Source organism: Allobosea sp. 05T438, assembly GCF_056396025.1.
On sequence record NZ_JBFTKQ010000001.1, the window covers coordinates 415,646 to 431,318 of the forward strand.

The following is a 15,673-nucleotide window of genomic DNA, read 5'->3' on the forward strand; positions in this document are numbered from 1 at the left end:
TTTCCACTTTTTCGCATCCCGCTCTTGGAGATCAGTCATCGGCAGGCATGGCAGGAAAGCGCGCGAGGATCGCCTTGACGATCGGCCCCATGCGCGAGCCGAGCGACCCCTTCACCGTAATGACATCGCCGGCACGGATCGCATCTAGCACGAGCGGCTCCAGTTCGCCCGCCCCGGGGGCATAAGCCCCCCGCATGGGCGAAGGCAAGCTCTCATAGAGCCCTTTCATCAGCGGCCCGCAGGCGAAAACCTTGTCGATCTTGCTAGCGACCAGAGGATCAGCCAGGCCTCGGTGCAGCTCCGCGCCTGTGGATCCGAGTTCCAGCATATCGCCGAGCACGGCGATGCGGCGGCCCCGCCCCTCGACCGGCAGGCGGCCGAGATTCTCGATCGCAGCGCGCATCGATGCGGGGTTGCCGTTGTAGCTTTCGTCGAGCAGCGTGATCCGTCCGCCGGGTGCCTGCAAACTCTGCCGTGCCCCGCGTCCTGCCGGCGGCTTCAGATCGCCCAGCGCCAGCGCCGCGAGCGCGAGGTCGGCGCCGAGCGCATGGACGACGGCGAGCACACCGAGGGAGTTCAGCACGATATGCTTGCCCGGGCTGCCCAGACGGTAGGTGACGGGCTCGCCGAAGACGCGCGCCTCGACCGTCGACATGTCCGGCTTCAGCGCGCAGGAGACGAGCTTCACGTCGGCATCGGGACTTTCGCCGAAGGTGATGATCCGCCCGGCCGGGCCGGACTTGGCGATGTCCCGCAGCAGTTCGGATTGCGGAATGTCGGCATTGACGATCGCCGTGCCGCCCTTCTCAAGCTCCCAGAAGACACCGGCCTTCTCTTCCGCGATGCCCTCCAGCGAGGCGAAAGCGGCCAGATGCACCGGCTGGATCGTGGTGATGATCGCAACCTGCGGGCGCACCATCCGCGCCAGCGGCACGATCTCGCCGGGGCTGTTCATCCCGATCTCATAGACCGCATAGGCCACGTCGCCGGGAGTACGACACAAAGTGAGCGGCACGCCCCAATGGTTGTTGTAGGAGGCGACCGGCGCATGCGTCTTGCCCTGCCGCGAGAGCACGAGGCGCAGCGCCTCCTTGGTGCCGGTCTTGCCGACCGAGCCGGTGACGGCGATGACGCCCGCCTTGAGCTCCGCCCGCCGCGCCGTTCCGGCCCGCTCCATCGCCTTCAGCACGTCCGGAACGACGGCGAGCGCACCGGCGCCCGTGAGGTCCGCCGCATGCGCCTCATCGACCACGGCGAGCGCAGCACCCTTCTGAAGCGCAGCCTTGACGAATTCATGCCCGTCGCGCGCCTCGCCCTTGATGGCGAAGAAGGCGTCACCCGGCTCAACCGTGCGGGTGTCGATCGAGGCCCCCGTCACGGCCGGCGGCACGGCGCCCTCGGGCCGCGCGCCCAGCGCCGCGATCAGCTTGTCTCCGGTCCAGAGAGGGGCGCTCATCCTGCGATCTCCGATAGCGCTTTCCGGACCACGTCGTGATCGGAGAAGGGCAGTGTGCGGTCGCCCACGATCTGGCCGGTTTCATGGCCTTTTCCGGCTATGACCAGCAAATCCCCAGGCATCAGCATGCACACCGCGCTTCTGATCGCCTCCTCGCGGTCGCCGATCTCCAGGAGCTTCGGCGAGGCAGCCATGATCTCGGCACGGATCGTCGCCGGATCCTCGCTGCGCGGGTTGTCGTCGGTGACGATGGCGATATCGGCCTTCTCGGCCGCGATCGCCCCCATCAGCGGGCGCTTGCCCTTGTCGCGGTCGCCGCCGCAGCCGAAGACGCAGATCAACCGCCCGGTCGCGTAGCGCCGCAGCGTCGTCAGCACGGCGGCAAGCGCATCCGGCTTGTGGGCATAGTCGACCACGACGAGCCCGCCATTGGCCTCTCCGACGCGCTCCAGCCGCCCGGCCACGCCCTTGAGGCCCGCAATCGCCTGCAGCGCGGCGGCCTTGTCTTCGCCGGTCGCGATCGCAAGCCCGGCGGCGACCAGCGCGTTGCCGGCCATGAAATCGCCCACCAGCGGCAGCGCGACCGAGAGCTTCTGCCCGTCGAAACCGACAGTGAGCCGCTGCGAGAAGCCATCGCGCTCATTGCCAAGCAGCGTCAGCGTCTCGCCCTTGCGGCCGATGCCGATGATCGGATGCCCGGCGGCCACGGCAGCCTGCGCCGCCTCCTCCGCGAAGGGCTCGTCGCGATTGACCACGACCGGCGCGCCTTCCGGCAGCAGCTCCCAGAGCCGGAGCTTGGCGGCGAGATAGTCCTCGACGCCGGCATGATAGTCGAGATGGTCGCGCCCGAGATTGAGGAAGGCGCCGGCTTGCAGCCGCACGCCGTCGAGGCGGCGCTGATCGAGACCGTGCGAGGAGGCTTCCATCGCGAGATGGGTGATGCCGTCACCCGCGAGTTGATCCAGCGAGGCGTGCAGCGAAAGCGGGTCGGGCGTTGTCAGAGAGCCGTAATCGGCGCCCTTCGCTGTAACCACGCCGATGGTGCCGAGGCTCGCCGCCTCATGGCCGAGTGCCTGGAATATCTGCCGGGTGAAATCTGCGACGGAGGATTTGCCGCTCGTCCCTGTCACCGCGACGATGGTCTGCGGCTGGCGCGGATGGATCTTCGCGGCAGCCAGCGCCAATGCAAGGCGCGGATCGTCGACCTGCGCGAAGGCGACGCCCGCCGGCAGGTCGGCCGGGCGCGGGCCGCCCGAAATAACGGCGACGGCGCCATGCCCCACCGCGTCCATGATGAAGCGCGCACCGTCCGCCTTCGCACCGGCGAGCGCGACGAAGACGTCGTCCCCCGTAACCTTCCGGCTGTCGAAGGCGACGCCGTGCACCTGCTGGCTGGCGGCGTCGACGTCGAAGGTCTCGGGGAAGAGGTTTCCGAGGCTGTATCCGGTCATCGTCATGGTCACCGTGTATAGGCCGAGATCAGCGCGAACCCCAGGCGCCGAGCTTCGCCATCAACGGGAACGGCGACGGCGGCGGGTCGAAGCGCGGGTTGAGCCCGAGGATCGGCGCCGCGCGCTCGATCACCTTGCCCGTGGTAACGCCGGCATTCCACGCCGCGGTCGAATAGCCGCCGCTCTCGGCATAGCCCTTCGGCTCGTCATAGATCGCGAGGAAGAGATATTTCGGCTTGTCCGAGGGTGCGATCGCCGTGAAGGTCGTGAAGTTCTTGTTCTTGGCGTAGCGGCCGTTGATGACCTTCTCGGCCGTGCCGGTCTTGCCACCGACGAAGTAGCCGGGAATGTCGGCCTTGCGGGCGGAGCCCTTCTCGCCGTTGAGGCGCATGATGTAGCGCATCGCCTCCGAGGTTTCCGGCTTGATCACGCGCGTCGCGACCTTGCGCGCATCCTCCTCGGTGCGCTTCAGGAAGGTCGGCTTCATCAGATAGCCGCCATTGACCAGCGCCGCGACTGCGGAGAGGGCCTGCAGCGGCGCGACCGCCAGGCCGTGGCCGAAGGCGATGGTCGCGGTGTTGATCTCGCCCCAGCGCTGCGGGACGATCGGGGCGGCGCTTTCCGGCAGCTCCGTAGTCATCCGGTCGAGCTGCATCATCTTCTTGAGGAAGGCCTTGTGGCCCTCGACGCCGACGGCGAGCGCCATCTTGATCGAGCCCATATTGGACGAGTGCAGGAAGACCTCGGGCACCGTCAGGTTGCGGCCGGTGCCGTGGTATTCCTTGATGACCTGGCGGCCGAACCGCATCATGCCGCCGGCGGTCGAGAAGCTCGAATTGATGTTGACCTTGCCGGAATCGAGCGCCATCGCGATGGTCAGCGCCTTGAAGGTCGAGCCCATCTCGTAGACGCCGACGTTCATCCGGTTGATGCGGTCCTTCTCCAGCGCGTCGACCGGATTGTTCGGATCGAAATCCGGCAGCGAGGCCAGCGCGATCACCTCGCCGGTGTTCACGTCCATGATCGCGCCGGCCGCCGCGATGGCCTTGAAGCGCTCCATGCCCTTGAAGAGCTCGTCGCGCAGCAGGTGCTGGACGCGTAGGTCGATCGAGAGCTGAACCGGCTTGAGGTCGGAGGCCTCGGTCGCAAGGCCGGCGCCGTTGAGGTCCTGCAGCCCCTGCGAGTCGATGTATTTCTCGATGCCGGCGATGCCGACATTGTCGACGCTGGCGAAGCCCAGCACATGCGCAGCCGCCGTGCCGTTGGGGTAGACGCGCTTGTTCTCGGGCACGAAACCGACGCCGGGGATACCGAGCCGGTGCACCTCGGCCTGCTGGCGCGGCGTGATCTCGCGCTTGACCCAGACGAAGCCCTTCTTGGTGCCGAGCTTGTCGCGCAGATCCTTGGCATCGAGATCGGGCAGCACGGCCGTCAGCAGCTCGGTCGCCTCGTCCTTGTCGAGGATCTTGCGCGGCTCGGCGAAGACGGAGACCGTGCGGATGTCGGTCGCCATCACCTCGCCGTTGCGGTCGGTGATGTCGGGCCGCGCCGCGGAGATGGCGTTGGAGGTCGCGCGGCGCAGGCCGACCTGCTCGTTCGGCAGTGTCGCCAGCATGACGAGCCGGCCGGTAATGGCGATGAACAGCGCCGAGAAGCCGAGGATGACCAGGCCGACGCGCGGCTGGCTCTTCTCGCCGCTCATGCGGAAGACATCACGCAGCCAGGCCAGGCGCCCGCGCTTGACCGCGCCCTCGGCGGCCTCGTGCTGCTGCTCCATCGGGGCCTCGTTCTGTTTCGGTCCGGTCATGGCATCGGCCCCGGCGTCGTCGCGCCCGTCCTGGCGCTCTTCGGCGTCTCGGTCGGGACGCTGAGGCCGAGATCCTCAAGCTTGCGGCCGATGGTGTCGACCTTCGGGCCGCGATTGGGGATGTCGGACGGCTTCACGACCTGCGTCACGACGAAGGGCTGCAGGTCGAGGTGCCGCTCGGCCAGCGCCTGGACCCGGTCGGGCCGGTTCAGGAACTGCCACTCCGCCTTGAGCACCTGGATCGCGTCGCGTTCGCGCTGGGTCTTGGTCTTGAGCTTCTGGAGATGCTCGGCCGCCAGCGTCGTCTCGTATTTGATCGAATAGGCATAGACCGCCGAGGAGACCAGTGCGCCGATGGCAATGACATGCAGGAGCTTGATCACGCTCAGGATCTCCGGCGCGGCTGCGGGTCGGGGACGGTCGAAAGCGCGACGAGCCCGGCATCGGCGCTGCGTGCCGGCGCCTCGTTGCGCTCGGCGGCGCGCAGCTTGGCCGAGCGCGCCCGCGGATTGGCCCGCATCTCGGCCTCGGACGGCGCGACCGCGCCCTTGGCGATCAGCCGGAAGGTCGGCTGCGCGGCAGCCACGGCCGGAGCATGACGCGAGCCGGCCGGCATGCGGCCCGAGCGCTCGGCGAAGAATTGCTTGACGATGCGGTCTTCCAGCGAGTGGAAGGTCACGACGACGAGCCGCCCGCCGGGCTTCAGCACCGTCTCGGCCGCATGCAGAGCCCTGACCAGCTCGCCGAGTTCGTCGTTGACCGCGATGCGCAGCGCCTGGAAGACGCGCGTCGCCGGATGGGCCCCGCCCGGCTCGCCGCGCACGATGCCGGCGACGAGATCGGCAAGCTGCTTGGTGGTGGTGAGCGGCGCCTTGCGGCGAGCCTCGACGACGGCGCGTGCGACGGCGCGCGAGCGGCGCTCCTCGCCATAATGGTAGAAGATGTTGGCGAGGAGCCCTTCCTCGGCCTCGTTGACGATCTCGGCCGCGCTCTGCCCCTGCCCGCTCATGCGCATGTCGAGCGGCCCGTCGAAGCGGAATGAAAAGCCACGCTCGGCCTGATCCAGCTGCATGGACGAGACGCCGATGTCGAGCACGACGCCGTCGAGCGGCGCCATCTTGAAGCGCTCGGCTTCCTCGGCGAGCTCCCCGAAGCAGGCCTGCGACAATGTCAGCCGCCCGTCCATCGCCGCGACGAGATCCGCCCCGCCCGCGATAGCCGTCGGATCGCGGTCGAGCCCGAGCAGGATCGCGCCCGGCGCCGCATCGAGGATCGCCTTCGTGTAGCCGCCGGCTCCGAAGGTGCCGTCGAGATAGCGCCCGCCCGGCTGCGGCGCGAGCGCTTCCAGCACTTCAGCGAGCAGCACGGGTACATGACGAGCCGGCCCGCCAATGGCCGCACCGGGACGGTCGCCACGATCCGTCATGTGCCCGCACCTCCGGCTGGAATGGTCAATCCGCCCAGCGCGCGCTTGACGTCGCGCAGCCGCGTCCGCGCGGCTTCGAGATGGGCACGGAAACGCTCCGGCTCCCAGATCTGGAATTTGTGGCCATGGCCCACGAAGGTCACCATGTCGCCGATCCCGGCATGCGCCTTCAGCGCCTCGCTCAGCACCATCCGCCCCTCCGTATCGACCTTCAGCACCTCTGAGGTGCCGTTGAGCGCCGTCGAAAGCAGCTCCCATTCGTCCGAGAACGGCGAGAAGCGCGCCAGGATGTCGTCGATCGTGGCCCGCAGCGCGTTGCCGCCGGCGTCCAGCGCCGGCAGGTCGAGCGCCTGATGGACATAGAGCCCCTCGTAGCCGTCCTTCGCAAGGACAGCCCGGAAACTTGAAGGAATGGAAACACGCCCCTTGGCGTCGAGCCGATTGGTGAAGTTCGAGACGAAGCGGTCCGTCAACGCCGCCTCCCGGCTTGCTCCCCACGGCGCCGCAGCACGGCGAGGCTGGCGGCGAAAAGACCCCCCGCCGAAGCGGGCAAGACACCTCCTGCAGCCAAATTCCGCGCGGCACACGGACCTTGACCTTTGGATTGCCTGCCGGCTTCGACGGGATGATTTGGGATAGCATGGGCAATAATGGGCGTCAATGGAATCGAGGGTGCGCGAACGCACCTGCGGGGACTCTCCGCCATCACAGCTCGTTAAGGTTAAGTATCCGTAAGCGCGCGGAATTCGGCGCCGCGGCACCCTTCGCCACGGCGACGCACGGCACGACCGCGATGAAAAATTTCTACGGAAGCGCAGCGTCATTCCGGACAAGCCGCAAAGCAGCGCCGATCCAGAGCCTTCACAAGGCACCTGCGCCCTCCGAGGGATTCCGGGTCAACCCGGGAACGGCGCCGCACCTCAGGTGAGAGACGGAATGTTCAAGCGTCCCGGGAAGCCGCCAGCAGCGCGTCGCGAACAAGGCCGAGCTGATCGCGCAGCCGCCCGGCATCCGGCGCCGTCGCCCCCAGCGCCTGCCCGATCGCATCCTGGATGCAACGGCCTCGCTCCCGCATCCGCTCGCCCTTCTCCGTCAGCAGGATGCGGACCTGGCGCTCGTCGCGCGCGTCGCGCTCGCGCCGGATGATGCCGGCGGCGTCTAGTCGCTTGAGCAGCGGCGTCAGCGTGCCTGAATCCAGCATCAGCTTCTCGCCGAGCTCCTTCACGGTGAGCCCGTCCTGCTCCCAGAGCACGAGCATCACGAGATATTGCGGATAGGTCAGCCCGAGCTCGGCGAGGACCGGTCGATAGGCCCGGTTGAAGGCATGGCCGACCTGATAGACCGCAAAGCAGAGCTGCTGCTCAAGCCGCGGCATCGCCTCTTTGGCCTCGCTTTGCTCCGTCATCGCATCCTCATCATCAGCAGCTCAGGCAAAGCGGAATTTGCCCGCGCGATCAACCGACCCGTCATTTGCATAAATTGATTGTTGACAACCTAATTGTGCACAATCTAAATGGCAAGCATCGGTTCACCGCAAAGAAGGAGCATCCCATGAAAATCCTTTACACCGCCCATGGTTCCGCCACCGGCGGCCGCGAAGGCCAGGCCGCGACCGATACCGGCAACGTCAAGCTCGTCCTGAACACGCCGAAGGAGCTCGGCGGCGGTGGCGGGGAAGGCACCAATCCGGAGCAGCTCTTCTCGATGGGCTATTCGGCCTGCTTCCTCGGCGCGCTCAAATTCGTCGCCGGCAAGGAGAAGGTGAAGATTCCTGAGGACGCCCGGGTCAGCGCCGATGTCGGCATCGGCCCGCGCGACGACGGGCAGGGATTCGGCATCGCCGCGAAGCTGACCGTCTCGGTGCCGGGCCTCGACACGGCCGTGGTCGAGGACCTCGTGAAGAAGGCCCACGTCGTCTGCCCCTACTCGCACGCGACGAAGGGCAACATCGACGTCCAGACGACGGTGGCCTGAGGCGAAGCCGTCAAGCGACACGGCGCAGTCATCCCGGACGCAGCGCAGCGCAGATCCGGATTCATACGCGGTCGCCCGGGACGACGCGGCTCTGAAGAGACGATCGGGAGCGCCGAAAAGGAGGCGCCGGCCGGCAGGCTTGGCTCGACCCGCAACACCGGAAGCGTAGAAAGCCGCGCCTGAGTCCGCCGGAGCAGAATTCGCGACGGTAGAGGTGCCAGTCGGCCTGTAAGCCGGGTTCTGGATGGCCGGAGGATCGCTCCCCCGACGTGACGGCCATTCCTCTGGGACGCGCATTGCTGCGCGCCTCGAGCAACCAACCCGGACGACAGGGCTCAGAAACCAGCCCCTCTCCGCTTGCGCGGAAAGCGTCGTCCCTATTCGGTCTTGCTCCCGGTGGGGCTTGCCATGCCGTCCCCGTTGCCGGGTCCGCGGTGCGCTCTTACCGCACCTTTTCACCCTTACCGACGGGCAGGAGCCGAAGCTCATGGCCGGCGGCGGTTCGATCTCTGTGGCGCTTTCCCTGGGGTCGCCCCCGCCGGACGTTATCCGGCACCGTGTTTCCGTGGAGCCCGGACTTTCCTCCCCCGCGAGCGGGAGCGGCCGTCCGGCCGACTGGCGAGGGGGGAATGCGCGCTGGCGCGGCCGGCGTCAAGCTGGGAAAGCCGCCAGGAAATCGAGCCCTCATCTTGAGGAGCAGCCAAAGGCTGCGTCTCGAAGGATGTTCCAGAGGGTTCCGGAGCCTCCCGAAGCGCCCTTCGAGACGCCATTCCTGACGGAACGGCTCCTCAGGACGAGGGCTCGCGTGAGAAGAAGCAAGCCCGGAACCTGCACGATAGCCGTCAGTTGCGCGCCGTGATGGTGCGCACCTTGGCGCAATAGGTGCGGTTGGCGCCGCTCATCCGGGTCGCCATGTGGCCGCTCTGATATTTCATGATGGTGCGGCAGGTGTCGCCGCCGGCAAGCTTGTAGGCCAGCGCCAGATATTTCATGCCGTAGCGGGCATTGGTCTCGGCATCGAGCAGGCCGCTGGCCCCGCCCGAATAGCCCATGCCGCGGGCGGTCTGGTGGCGGATCTGCATCAGGCCGAGATTTCCGGCATGCGAGGCGCGCGGATTGTAGCGACTCTCGACCCGCACCACCGCATCGGCGAGCGAGAACGGCACGCCGTTGGCTGCTGCATGGCGCGCGACGATGGCCTTGATTCCCTCGGGCCCGGCCGGAGCGGCCAGCGAATGGCTTGCGCGAGGCTCGGCCTTCTCTGTCTCGGCATCGGCAGCACGCGCCGCTTCGGCCCTGGCCATCCGCGCCGCCTTGCGCCCGCCCCTGGCGCCCGCCTTGGTGGCGGCCGCACCAACCTGCTCGCCCTGCGCATCCTCGGCCTTCTCGCGGGCGATCTGCGCCTCGCGAACGATGAAGGCTCTGGCGTCCGTTTCCGCGTTCACGAGTTCCTCCGCCGAAGCCAAGCCGGAGAGGCTAATCAGGCACACAGCCGCGAGACCACCAGAGATATACCGCATGTTGAACTGAACCCACCTTACGCCACGACTGGCCAATGGGGGCGTTCAATTGATGCTCGAATATGTCGATAATCTGTCCCTAAATTAATAAAAACATGAGATTCAATACATAAACAGGAATTTATTCTATATTTATCTATCTAGTATTTTTATGTATTGAGTCGCCTTGAAAACTTAGCCGGCCCAGCGCCCATAAGAACGAATCAAGCAGGCATCCGAACCGCCCCATTGCCGCCCCATTCCCGGCCGGCGGAACTTTTTTGGCGCGTCAGGCCGCCGCAGCCGCGCCCCTTGCATCAGTGCGGCGGCTCCCCACATCATTCGCCCTTCGGATTCACCAGGGTCATTGCGTTCATGGCTTCCTCTTTCTGGGGTGCACTCGGCGGCGGCGGGCTCGGGCTCGTTCTGGGCGGCCCCCTCGGCGCCCTGCTCGGTGCGGTTGCGGGCCATGTGCTGGTCGATCGCGAGGGGGCGCCTTTCGGCTCGGCGCCGCGCGAGCTCGTCTTCACCACCGGCCTGGTCGCGCTCGCCGCCAAGATGGCGCGCTCGGACGGCGTCGTGACCTGCGACGAGGTCACCGCCTTCCGCCGCATCATCGAGGTTCCGCCGGAACAGCAGCAGCGCATCGAGCATCTGTTCGACCTCGCCAAGCAGACCAGCGCCGGCTTCGAGGCCTATGCCGCGCAGATCGCGGGCGCCTTCAGGGACGAACCCGCACTGCTGGAGGATGTCCTCGACGGGCTCTTCCTGATCGCCGCGGCCGACGGCGCGATCCATGAGGCGGAGCATGCCTATCTGTGCTCGGTCGCCGGCATCTTTGGCATCGAGGAGCGCGATTTCGCTCGGATCGAAGCGCGCCACGTCCGGCGCGCGGATGATCCCTATCTCGTCCTCGGTGCCAGCCGCGAGATGGACGACGCCGAGCTGAAGCGGCACTATCGTCGCCTCGTCGCCGAGACCCATCCCGACCGCGAGATCGCCCGCGGCCTCCCCGAGGAGGCGATCGCCATCGCAACGAAGCGGCTCTCGGCGATCAACGCAGCCTGGGACGCGATCCGGAAGGAACGCGGAATGAGCCGCAACCTCACGCCCGAACCCGCTTGAGCGTTGCTCCTTTTGGAAAACGTGCCGTCATCCCGGACAGGCAGCGAAGCAGCGCCGACCCGGGGTCCATGCCGCCCCCCACGAATGCTCCTGCATGAACCCCGGGTCTTCCTTCGGTCGCCGGGGATGACGGCGTGGTTCGACCGCCATTGTCTCACGCGCTAAAGCCAGGCCCATGACCGACTCAGCAACCCCCGACAGCCGCTTCGCTGCCAAGGTCTTTCCCTCCCCCAATCACGGCGAGCGCAAGCAGCGCGACGGCACGCCTGGCCGCCGGCCGGACATGCTGATCCTGCACTACACCGGCATGCCGGTTGCCGGCGAAGCGCTGCAGTGGCTGTGCAACCCGGTCTCGCAGGTCTCCTCGCATTATTTCGTCTTCGAGAACGGCCACACGCTACAGCTCGTGCCGGAGGGCCGTCGCGCCTGGCATGCTGGCGCCTCGCACTGGGCCGGCGAGACCGACCTCAACTCCTGCTCGATCGGCATCGAGATCGCCAACCCCGGCCATCCCGGCGGCCTCCCCGATTATCCCGAGGAGCAGATCGCGGCGACGCTGAATCTCTGCCGCGACATCTGCGAGCGCTGGGCCATTTCCCCCGAACGCGTGCTCGCCCATTCCGACATCGCGCCGGGGCGCAAGATCGATCCCGGCGAGAAATTCCCGTGGCGGCGCTTCGCCGAGGCCGGCGTCGGCCTGTGGAGCGAGCCTGCCCCGATCCGGGGCGGGCGCTTCTTCGCCCGCGGCGAGAGCGGCCAGCCGGTCGAGGCACTGCAGGCGATGTTCGCCATGCTCGGCTATGGCGTCGCGGTCGACGGCATCTTCGACGAGAAGCTCGAAGCCGTCGTCGCCGCCTTCCAGCGCCACTGGCGGCCGGAGAAGGTCGACGGCGTCGCCGATTCCTCGACGATCACGACGTTGCGGGACCTGCTCGCAGCAACGCAGGGCGCCCGCACGGCCTGAGCGGTGGCTAACCCAAAGATTGCAGGAAGTTAACTCGCCGGCCGATCCGCTTTCTGGCACAGTCGCCGCCAACTGCGCTCGCGCGCAGGCGGGATGGGGAAGCGACCTTGCGCAAATGGCTGATCGGAACGGGGCTCGTCGTGCTCGCAGCAGCCGGCGGCTACTGGGCTTTGCGCCCGGCCGGCGGGGCCGCCAATGAACCACCCTATCGCACCGCAGCGCTCGATCGGGGCCGCATTACCGCCGCAGTGCGCGCCACCGGCACACTGACGCCGGTCACCACCGTCCTCGTCGGTTCCCAGCTTTCCGGCCAGATCGTCGAGATCCTCGTCGACTACAATTCGCAGGTAAAGGCCGGGCAGATCGTTGCTCGCCTCAACAGCGACCAGATCAAGACGCGACGCGACGCGGCACAGTCGGATCTCGAGCAGGCCAGAGCCGATCTCACCGTCAAGCGCGCCCAGCTCGACCGCGCCCGCACCGCCCGGATCAAGGCCGATTCGGTCATCCGCGATCTCGAAGCCCAGCGCGACCGCACCGCCGCCCAACTCGCCGACGCCAAGCGCACCTTCGAGCGCCAGGAGCAGCTCTTCAACCGCAGCACCGGCTCGCAGCAGAATCTCGACACCGCGCGCACGCAGGTCGAGATCCAGACGGCGACGCTCGCCTCGAACGAGGCCCAGCTCGCCTCGGCCCGCGCCGAGCTCAAGGGGCTCGATGCAGACATTCAGCTCGCCGAAGGCCAGGTCCAGTCCGGCACCGCCCTGATCGGCAGCCGCGAGGCCAAGCTGAAGGACATCCTGATCGATCTCGAGCGCACGGATATCCGCTCGCCGGTCGATGGCGTCGTGGTGCAGCGCCAGGTCGATCTCGGCCAGACGGTCGCCGCCTCGCTCTCGACGCCGACGCTGTTCCAGATCGCACAGGACCTGAGGACCATCGACATCTACGCCAACATCGACGAAGCCGATGTCGGCCGGCTGAGGCCGAGACAACCGGTCTCCTTCACCGTCAACGCCTATCCCAACCGGACCTTCCAGGGGCGGGTCGAGATGGTCCGCCTCGGCGCCCAGACCATCCAGAACGTCGTGACCTATACCGGCGTCGTGCGGGTCGAGAACCGCGACATGGCGCTGCTGCCGGGCATGACCGCCAATCTCCAGGTCGTGACCGAAGACCGGTCCGAAGCGCTGCGCGTGCCCAATGCCGCGCTGCGTTTCCGCCCCGCCGGCGCCGCGCTCGCGCCATCCGCTCCCTCCGGCGCCGGTCCCGCTTCCGATGGCTCCGCGAGCGAGCGCGGCCCGCGCGCCGCAGCGGCCTTGCGTGAGCGGATCGAGACCGAGCTGCAGCCGACGGCGGAGCAGAAGCAGGCGATCGCCGAAATCCTGAAGGAGCGCCGCGGCAGTCGCGAGGCGATGGCCGGCCTCTCGCCAGAGGAGCGCCGCGCCGCCATCCGCACGGCGCGCAACGAGCTCGTCGCCAAGATCGGCGCGGTTCTCGACCCCGAGCGCCGCGCCAAGTTCGTGGCGATCATGCAGGAAGGACGCGCCGCCCCGCCCCAGGGCGTTCCGGGACGCATCTATGTGCTCGACGACGCCGGCCAGCCCAAGCCTGTGCCGGTCATGCTCGGGCCGACCGACGGCGCCTTCACCGAGCTTCTCGGCGGCGAGGTCAAGGACGGCATGCAGATCGTGACCGGGGGCGGCCCACGCGCCACGGCGGCACCCGAACCGCCCGCCTCCCGCCCGCGCGGGCCGCGGCTGTTCTGATGACAGCCCGCGATCACATGTGTAGCCCGCGTCCTGAGGAGCCGCGCAGCGGCGTCTCGAAGGATGGTCGGGGTGTTTCCGGAAACATCTGGAACATCCTTCGAGACGCGCCTGCGGCTCGCCTCGGGACGAGCACTGAGTGTAGGCGTCGATCGGAGCACGCACCATGCCCCTGATCGAAACCCGCGACCTCTCCCGTGTCTACGATCTCGATTCCGGCCGCGTCACGGCGCTGGACCGGGTCTCGCTCACGATCGAGGCCGGCGACCTCGTCGCCGTGATGGGGCCATCCGGCTCGGGCAAGTCGACCTTCATGAACCTGATCGGCTGCCTCGACCGGCCGAGCGCCGGCCATTACGTACTCGACGGCGTCGCGGTCGAGACGCTGTCGAGCGATGGCCTCGCCGAGCTGCGCAACCGCAAGCTCGGCTTCGTCTTCCAGCAATTCAACCTGCTGCCGCGCATCGATGCCTGTGCCAATGTCGAACTGCCGATGGTCTATGCCGGCGTGGCGCGCGCCGAACGGCGCCGGCGCGCGCTCGCGGCGCTCGGGCGCGTCGGCCTCGCCGAGCGCGCCCATCACCGCCCGATGCAGCTCTCCGGTGGCCAGCAGCAGCGCGTCGCCATTGCGCGCGCACTGGTCAACCAGCCGCGCCTCCTGCTCGCCGACGAGCCCACCGGCGCGCTCGACAGCCGCACTGCGCTCGAAATCCTCGCGCTCTTCCAGGATCTGAACCGCGAAGGCGTCACCGTTGTCCTCGTCACGCATGACGCCGAGGTCGCCCGCCATGCGCGCCGGCTGATCCGCTTTCGCGACGGGCATCTGCTCAGCGATATCAGGCAGGAGCAGGCTGACGCTCGCACTGCGCTGGAAGCGCTCGATGCTGGCGTCGCCTTGCCTGAGATGGATTTGCCGGAGGCCGCCGCATGAGTCTCGTCGAAGCCCTCCGCTCGGCCCTCTCCGCCATCGGCGCCAATGCGCTACGCTCGGCGCTGACGATGCTCGGCATCATCATCGGCGTCGCAGCCGTCATCGCCATGGTCGCGATCGGCTCGGGCGCGCGCGAGCGCGTCACCAGTCAGATCAAGTCGCTCGGCGCCAATCTCGCGATCATCCAGTCCGGCAACGTCACCCAGGGCGGCGTGCGCCTCGGTGCCGGCGCCTCCTCGACGTTGACCGACGAGGACGCCGCCGCGATCCTGAAGGAAGTCGAGGACACCACCGCCGCCGCGCCCGTCATCGTCACCCGCGCCCAGGCGGTTTATGCCGGCACCAACTGGTCGACGCAGATCACCGCGACCAATCTCGATTTCTTCGCCGCCCGCGAATGGGATCTCGCCGACGGCCGGCTGTTCGAGCCCGAGGAGCTGCGCAAGGGCGAGATCGTGGCGGTCATCGGCCAGACCGTGGCGCGCAATCTCTTCGGCGAGGAGAACCCGCTCGACCAGCAGTTCCGCATCCGCAACGTGCCCTTCAAGGTCATCGGCGTGATGGCACCCAAGGGCCAGTCGGCGCTGGGGCAGGACCAGGACGACGTCATCTTCGTGCCGCTCGATACCGGCCGGCGCCGCATCGTCGGCCGCAACTATGCCCGCGACCGCTCGGTGCAGAGCATCATGGTGAAGTTCGCGAACGAGGAGGCGATCAATCCCGGCATCGCCGAGGTCACCGCCCTGCTGCGCCAACGCCACCGGTTGATGGAGGATCAGGACGACGACTTCATCGTCCGCAACCTCACCGAGATCGCCAACACCGCGACAGCCGCCGCAACCACCCTGTCCTGGCTGCTCGCGGCAGTGGCCGCCGTCTCGCTGCTGGTCGGCGGCATCGGCATCATGAATATCATGCTGGTCTCGGTGACCGAGCGCACCCGCGAGATCGGCCTCAGGCTTGCGGTCGGGGCTCGCCAGAGCGCGGTGCTGATCCAGTTCCTGATCGAGGCGACCACGCTCGCGACCATCGGCGGCGCGGCCGGCGTGGCGCTCGGCATTGCGGCCGCGCTCACCATCGCCCATGTCGCCGGCTGGCCCTCGGTGATCTCGATCGAGACGATCCTGATCGCGGTCGGCGTCTCCGGGCTGATCGGCGTCTTCTTCGGCTTCTACCCGGCGCAGCGGGCCGCAAGGCTCGATCCGATCGAGGCGTTGCGGCGCGAATGAAATTCCAGCCGCCGCGCGTGTAGCGCAAAGGTCCCTTAACGG

Annotated in this window: 14 protein-coding genes and 1 other RNA gene; 6 read left to right on the forward strand and 9 right to left on the reverse strand. The window is 67.7% G+C overall.

The annotated features are described in order from the left end of the window. Positions 1-31: 31 nt before the first annotated feature. The 7 genes from AC1DIN_RS02045 to AC1DIN_RS02075 all read right to left on the reverse strand — a co-directional run bounded on the left by AC1DIN_RS02045 (position 32) and on the right by AC1DIN_RS02075 (position 7,545). Positions 32-1,456, reverse strand: a complete 1,425-nt coding sequence (locus tag AC1DIN_RS02045) for a UDP-N-acetylmuramoylalanyl-D-glutamyl-2,6-diaminopimelate--D-alanyl-D-alanine ligase (RefSeq protein ID WP_476808492.1) — start codon at positions 1,454-1,456, stop codon at positions 32-34. Next, positions 1,453-2,907, reverse strand: a complete 1,455-nt coding sequence (locus AC1DIN_RS02050) for a UDP-N-acetylmuramoyl-L-alanyl-D-glutamate--2,6-diaminopimelate ligase (RefSeq protein ID WP_476808716.1) — start codon at positions 2,905-2,907, stop codon at positions 1,453-1,455. The genes AC1DIN_RS02045 and AC1DIN_RS02050 overlap by 4 nt, the downstream gene beginning before the upstream one ends. A gap of 28 nt (positions 2,908-2,935) precedes the next feature. Beyond that, positions 2,936-4,684 (reverse strand): peptidoglycan D,D-transpeptidase FtsI family protein, encoded by a 1,749-nt coding sequence (locus AC1DIN_RS02055; protein WP_476808717.1) that lies wholly within the window; start codon positions 4,682-4,684, stop codon positions 2,936-2,938. Between the two features lie 26 nt (positions 4,685-4,710). Continuing rightward, positions 4,711-5,097, reverse strand: coding sequence for a cell division protein FtsL (gene ftsL / locus AC1DIN_RS02060; RefSeq protein WP_441469704.1), 387 nt, complete (start codon positions 5,095-5,097; stop codon positions 4,711-4,713). Between the two features lie 2 nt (positions 5,098-5,099). Beyond that, positions 5,100-6,140, reverse strand: coding sequence for a 16S rRNA (cytosine(1402)-N(4))-methyltransferase RsmH (rsmH, locus tag AC1DIN_RS02065; protein WP_476808493.1), 1,041 nt, complete (start codon positions 6,138-6,140; stop codon positions 5,100-5,102). Further along, positions 6,137-6,613: a division/cell wall cluster transcriptional repressor MraZ gene (locus tag AC1DIN_RS02070; protein ID WP_441469706.1), complete on the reverse strand. Its 477-nt coding sequence runs from the start codon at positions 6,611-6,613 to the stop codon at positions 6,137-6,139. Before AC1DIN_RS02070 ends, rsmH begins: the two co-directional genes overlap by 4 nt. Before the next feature lie 467 nt (positions 6,614-7,080). Continuing rightward, complete coding sequence (locus AC1DIN_RS02075) at positions 7,081-7,545, reverse strand: MarR family winged helix-turn-helix transcriptional regulator (RefSeq protein WP_476808494.1); 465 nt, start codon at positions 7,543-7,545, stop codon at positions 7,081-7,083. Positions 7,546-7,691: 146 nt separating this feature from the next. On the opposite strand from AC1DIN_RS02075, the gene AC1DIN_RS02080 reads away from it, so the two are divergent. Beyond that, a complete protein-coding gene (locus tag AC1DIN_RS02080; RefSeq protein ID WP_476808495.1) occupies positions 7,692-8,114 on the forward strand; it encodes an organic hydroperoxide resistance protein in 423 nt (140 codons plus the stop codon). A 213-nt stretch (positions 8,115-8,327) separates the two neighbouring features. On the opposite strand, the gene rnpB is transcribed toward AC1DIN_RS02080, so the two are convergent. Continuing rightward, positions 8,328-8,733, reverse strand: an RNA gene (gene rnpB / locus AC1DIN_RS02085) — RNase P RNA component class A. A gap of 223 nt (positions 8,734-8,956) precedes the next feature. Then, positions 8,957-9,559 carry a lytic transglycosylase domain-containing protein gene (locus AC1DIN_RS02090; protein WP_476808496.1) on the reverse strand — a complete coding sequence of 201 codons (603 nt, stop codon included), beginning with the start codon at positions 9,557-9,559 and terminating at the stop codon, positions 8,957-8,959. 429 nt (positions 9,560-9,988) lie between these two features. Here AC1DIN_RS02090 and AC1DIN_RS02095 point away from each other — a divergent pair, with 429 nt between their 5' ends. The 5 genes from AC1DIN_RS02095 to AC1DIN_RS02115 all read left to right on the forward strand — a co-directional run bounded on the left by AC1DIN_RS02095 (position 9,989) and on the right by AC1DIN_RS02115 (position 15,631). Then, a complete protein-coding gene (locus AC1DIN_RS02095; RefSeq protein WP_476808497.1) occupies positions 9,989-10,738 on the forward strand; it encodes a TerB family tellurite resistance protein in 750 nt (249 codons plus the stop codon). Between the two features lie 175 nt (positions 10,739-10,913). Beyond that, positions 10,914-11,702 (forward strand): N-acetylmuramoyl-L-alanine amidase, encoded by a 789-nt coding sequence (locus AC1DIN_RS02100; RefSeq protein WP_476808498.1) that lies wholly within the window; start codon positions 10,914-10,916, stop codon positions 11,700-11,702. A 107-nt stretch (positions 11,703-11,809) separates the two neighbouring features. Next, a complete protein-coding gene (locus AC1DIN_RS02105) occupies positions 11,810-13,471 on the forward strand; it encodes an efflux RND transporter periplasmic adaptor subunit (protein ID WP_476808499.1) in 1,662 nt (553 codons plus the stop codon). A 166-nt stretch (positions 13,472-13,637) separates the two neighbouring features. Beyond that, on the forward strand, positions 13,638-14,402 hold the full coding sequence (locus AC1DIN_RS02110; protein WP_476808500.1) for an ABC transporter ATP-binding protein: 765 nt from the start codon (positions 13,638-13,640) through the stop codon (positions 14,400-14,402). After that, entirely contained in the window at positions 14,399-15,631 is a 1,233-nt protein-coding gene (locus AC1DIN_RS02115; RefSeq protein WP_476808501.1) for an ABC transporter permease, read from the forward strand. The genes AC1DIN_RS02110 and AC1DIN_RS02115 overlap by 4 nt, the downstream gene beginning before the upstream one ends. The last annotated feature ends 42 nt before the right edge of the window (positions 15,632-15,673 follow it).

Coding starts and splice junctions, on each gene's coding strand:
- AC1DIN_RS02045 (WP_476808492.1), bottom strand. CDS start 1,456: ATGAGCGCCCCTCTCTGGACCGGAGACAAGCTGATCGCGGCGCTGGGC.
- AC1DIN_RS02050 (WP_476808716.1), bottom strand. CDS start 2,907: ATGACCGGATACAGCCTCGGAAACCTCTTCCCCGAGACCTTCGACGTC.
- AC1DIN_RS02055 (WP_476808717.1), bottom strand. CDS start 4,684: ATGGAGCAGCAGCACGAGGCCGCCGAGGGCGCGGTCAAGCGCGGGCGC.
- rsmH (WP_476808493.1), bottom strand. CDS start 6,140: ATGACGGATCGTGGCGACCGTCCCGGTGCGGCCATTGGCGGGCCGGCT.
- AC1DIN_RS02075 (WP_476808494.1), bottom strand. CDS start 7,545: ATGACGGAGCAAAGCGAGGCCAAAGAGGCGATGCCGCGGCTTGAGCAG.
- AC1DIN_RS02080 (WP_476808495.1), top strand. CDS start 7,692: ATGAAAATCCTTTACACCGCCCATGGTTCCGCCACCGGCGGCCGCGAA.
- AC1DIN_RS02095 (WP_476808497.1), top strand. CDS start 9,989: ATGGCTTCCTCTTTCTGGGGTGCACTCGGCGGCGGCGGGCTCGGGCTC.
- AC1DIN_RS02100 (WP_476808498.1), top strand. CDS start 10,914: ATGACCGACTCAGCAACCCCCGACAGCCGCTTCGCTGCCAAGGTCTTT.
- AC1DIN_RS02110 (WP_476808500.1), top strand. CDS start 13,638: ATGCCCCTGATCGAAACCCGCGACCTCTCCCGTGTCTACGATCTCGAT.
- AC1DIN_RS02115 (WP_476808501.1), top strand. CDS start 14,399: ATGAGTCTCGTCGAAGCCCTCCGCTCGGCCCTCTCCGCCATCGGCGCC.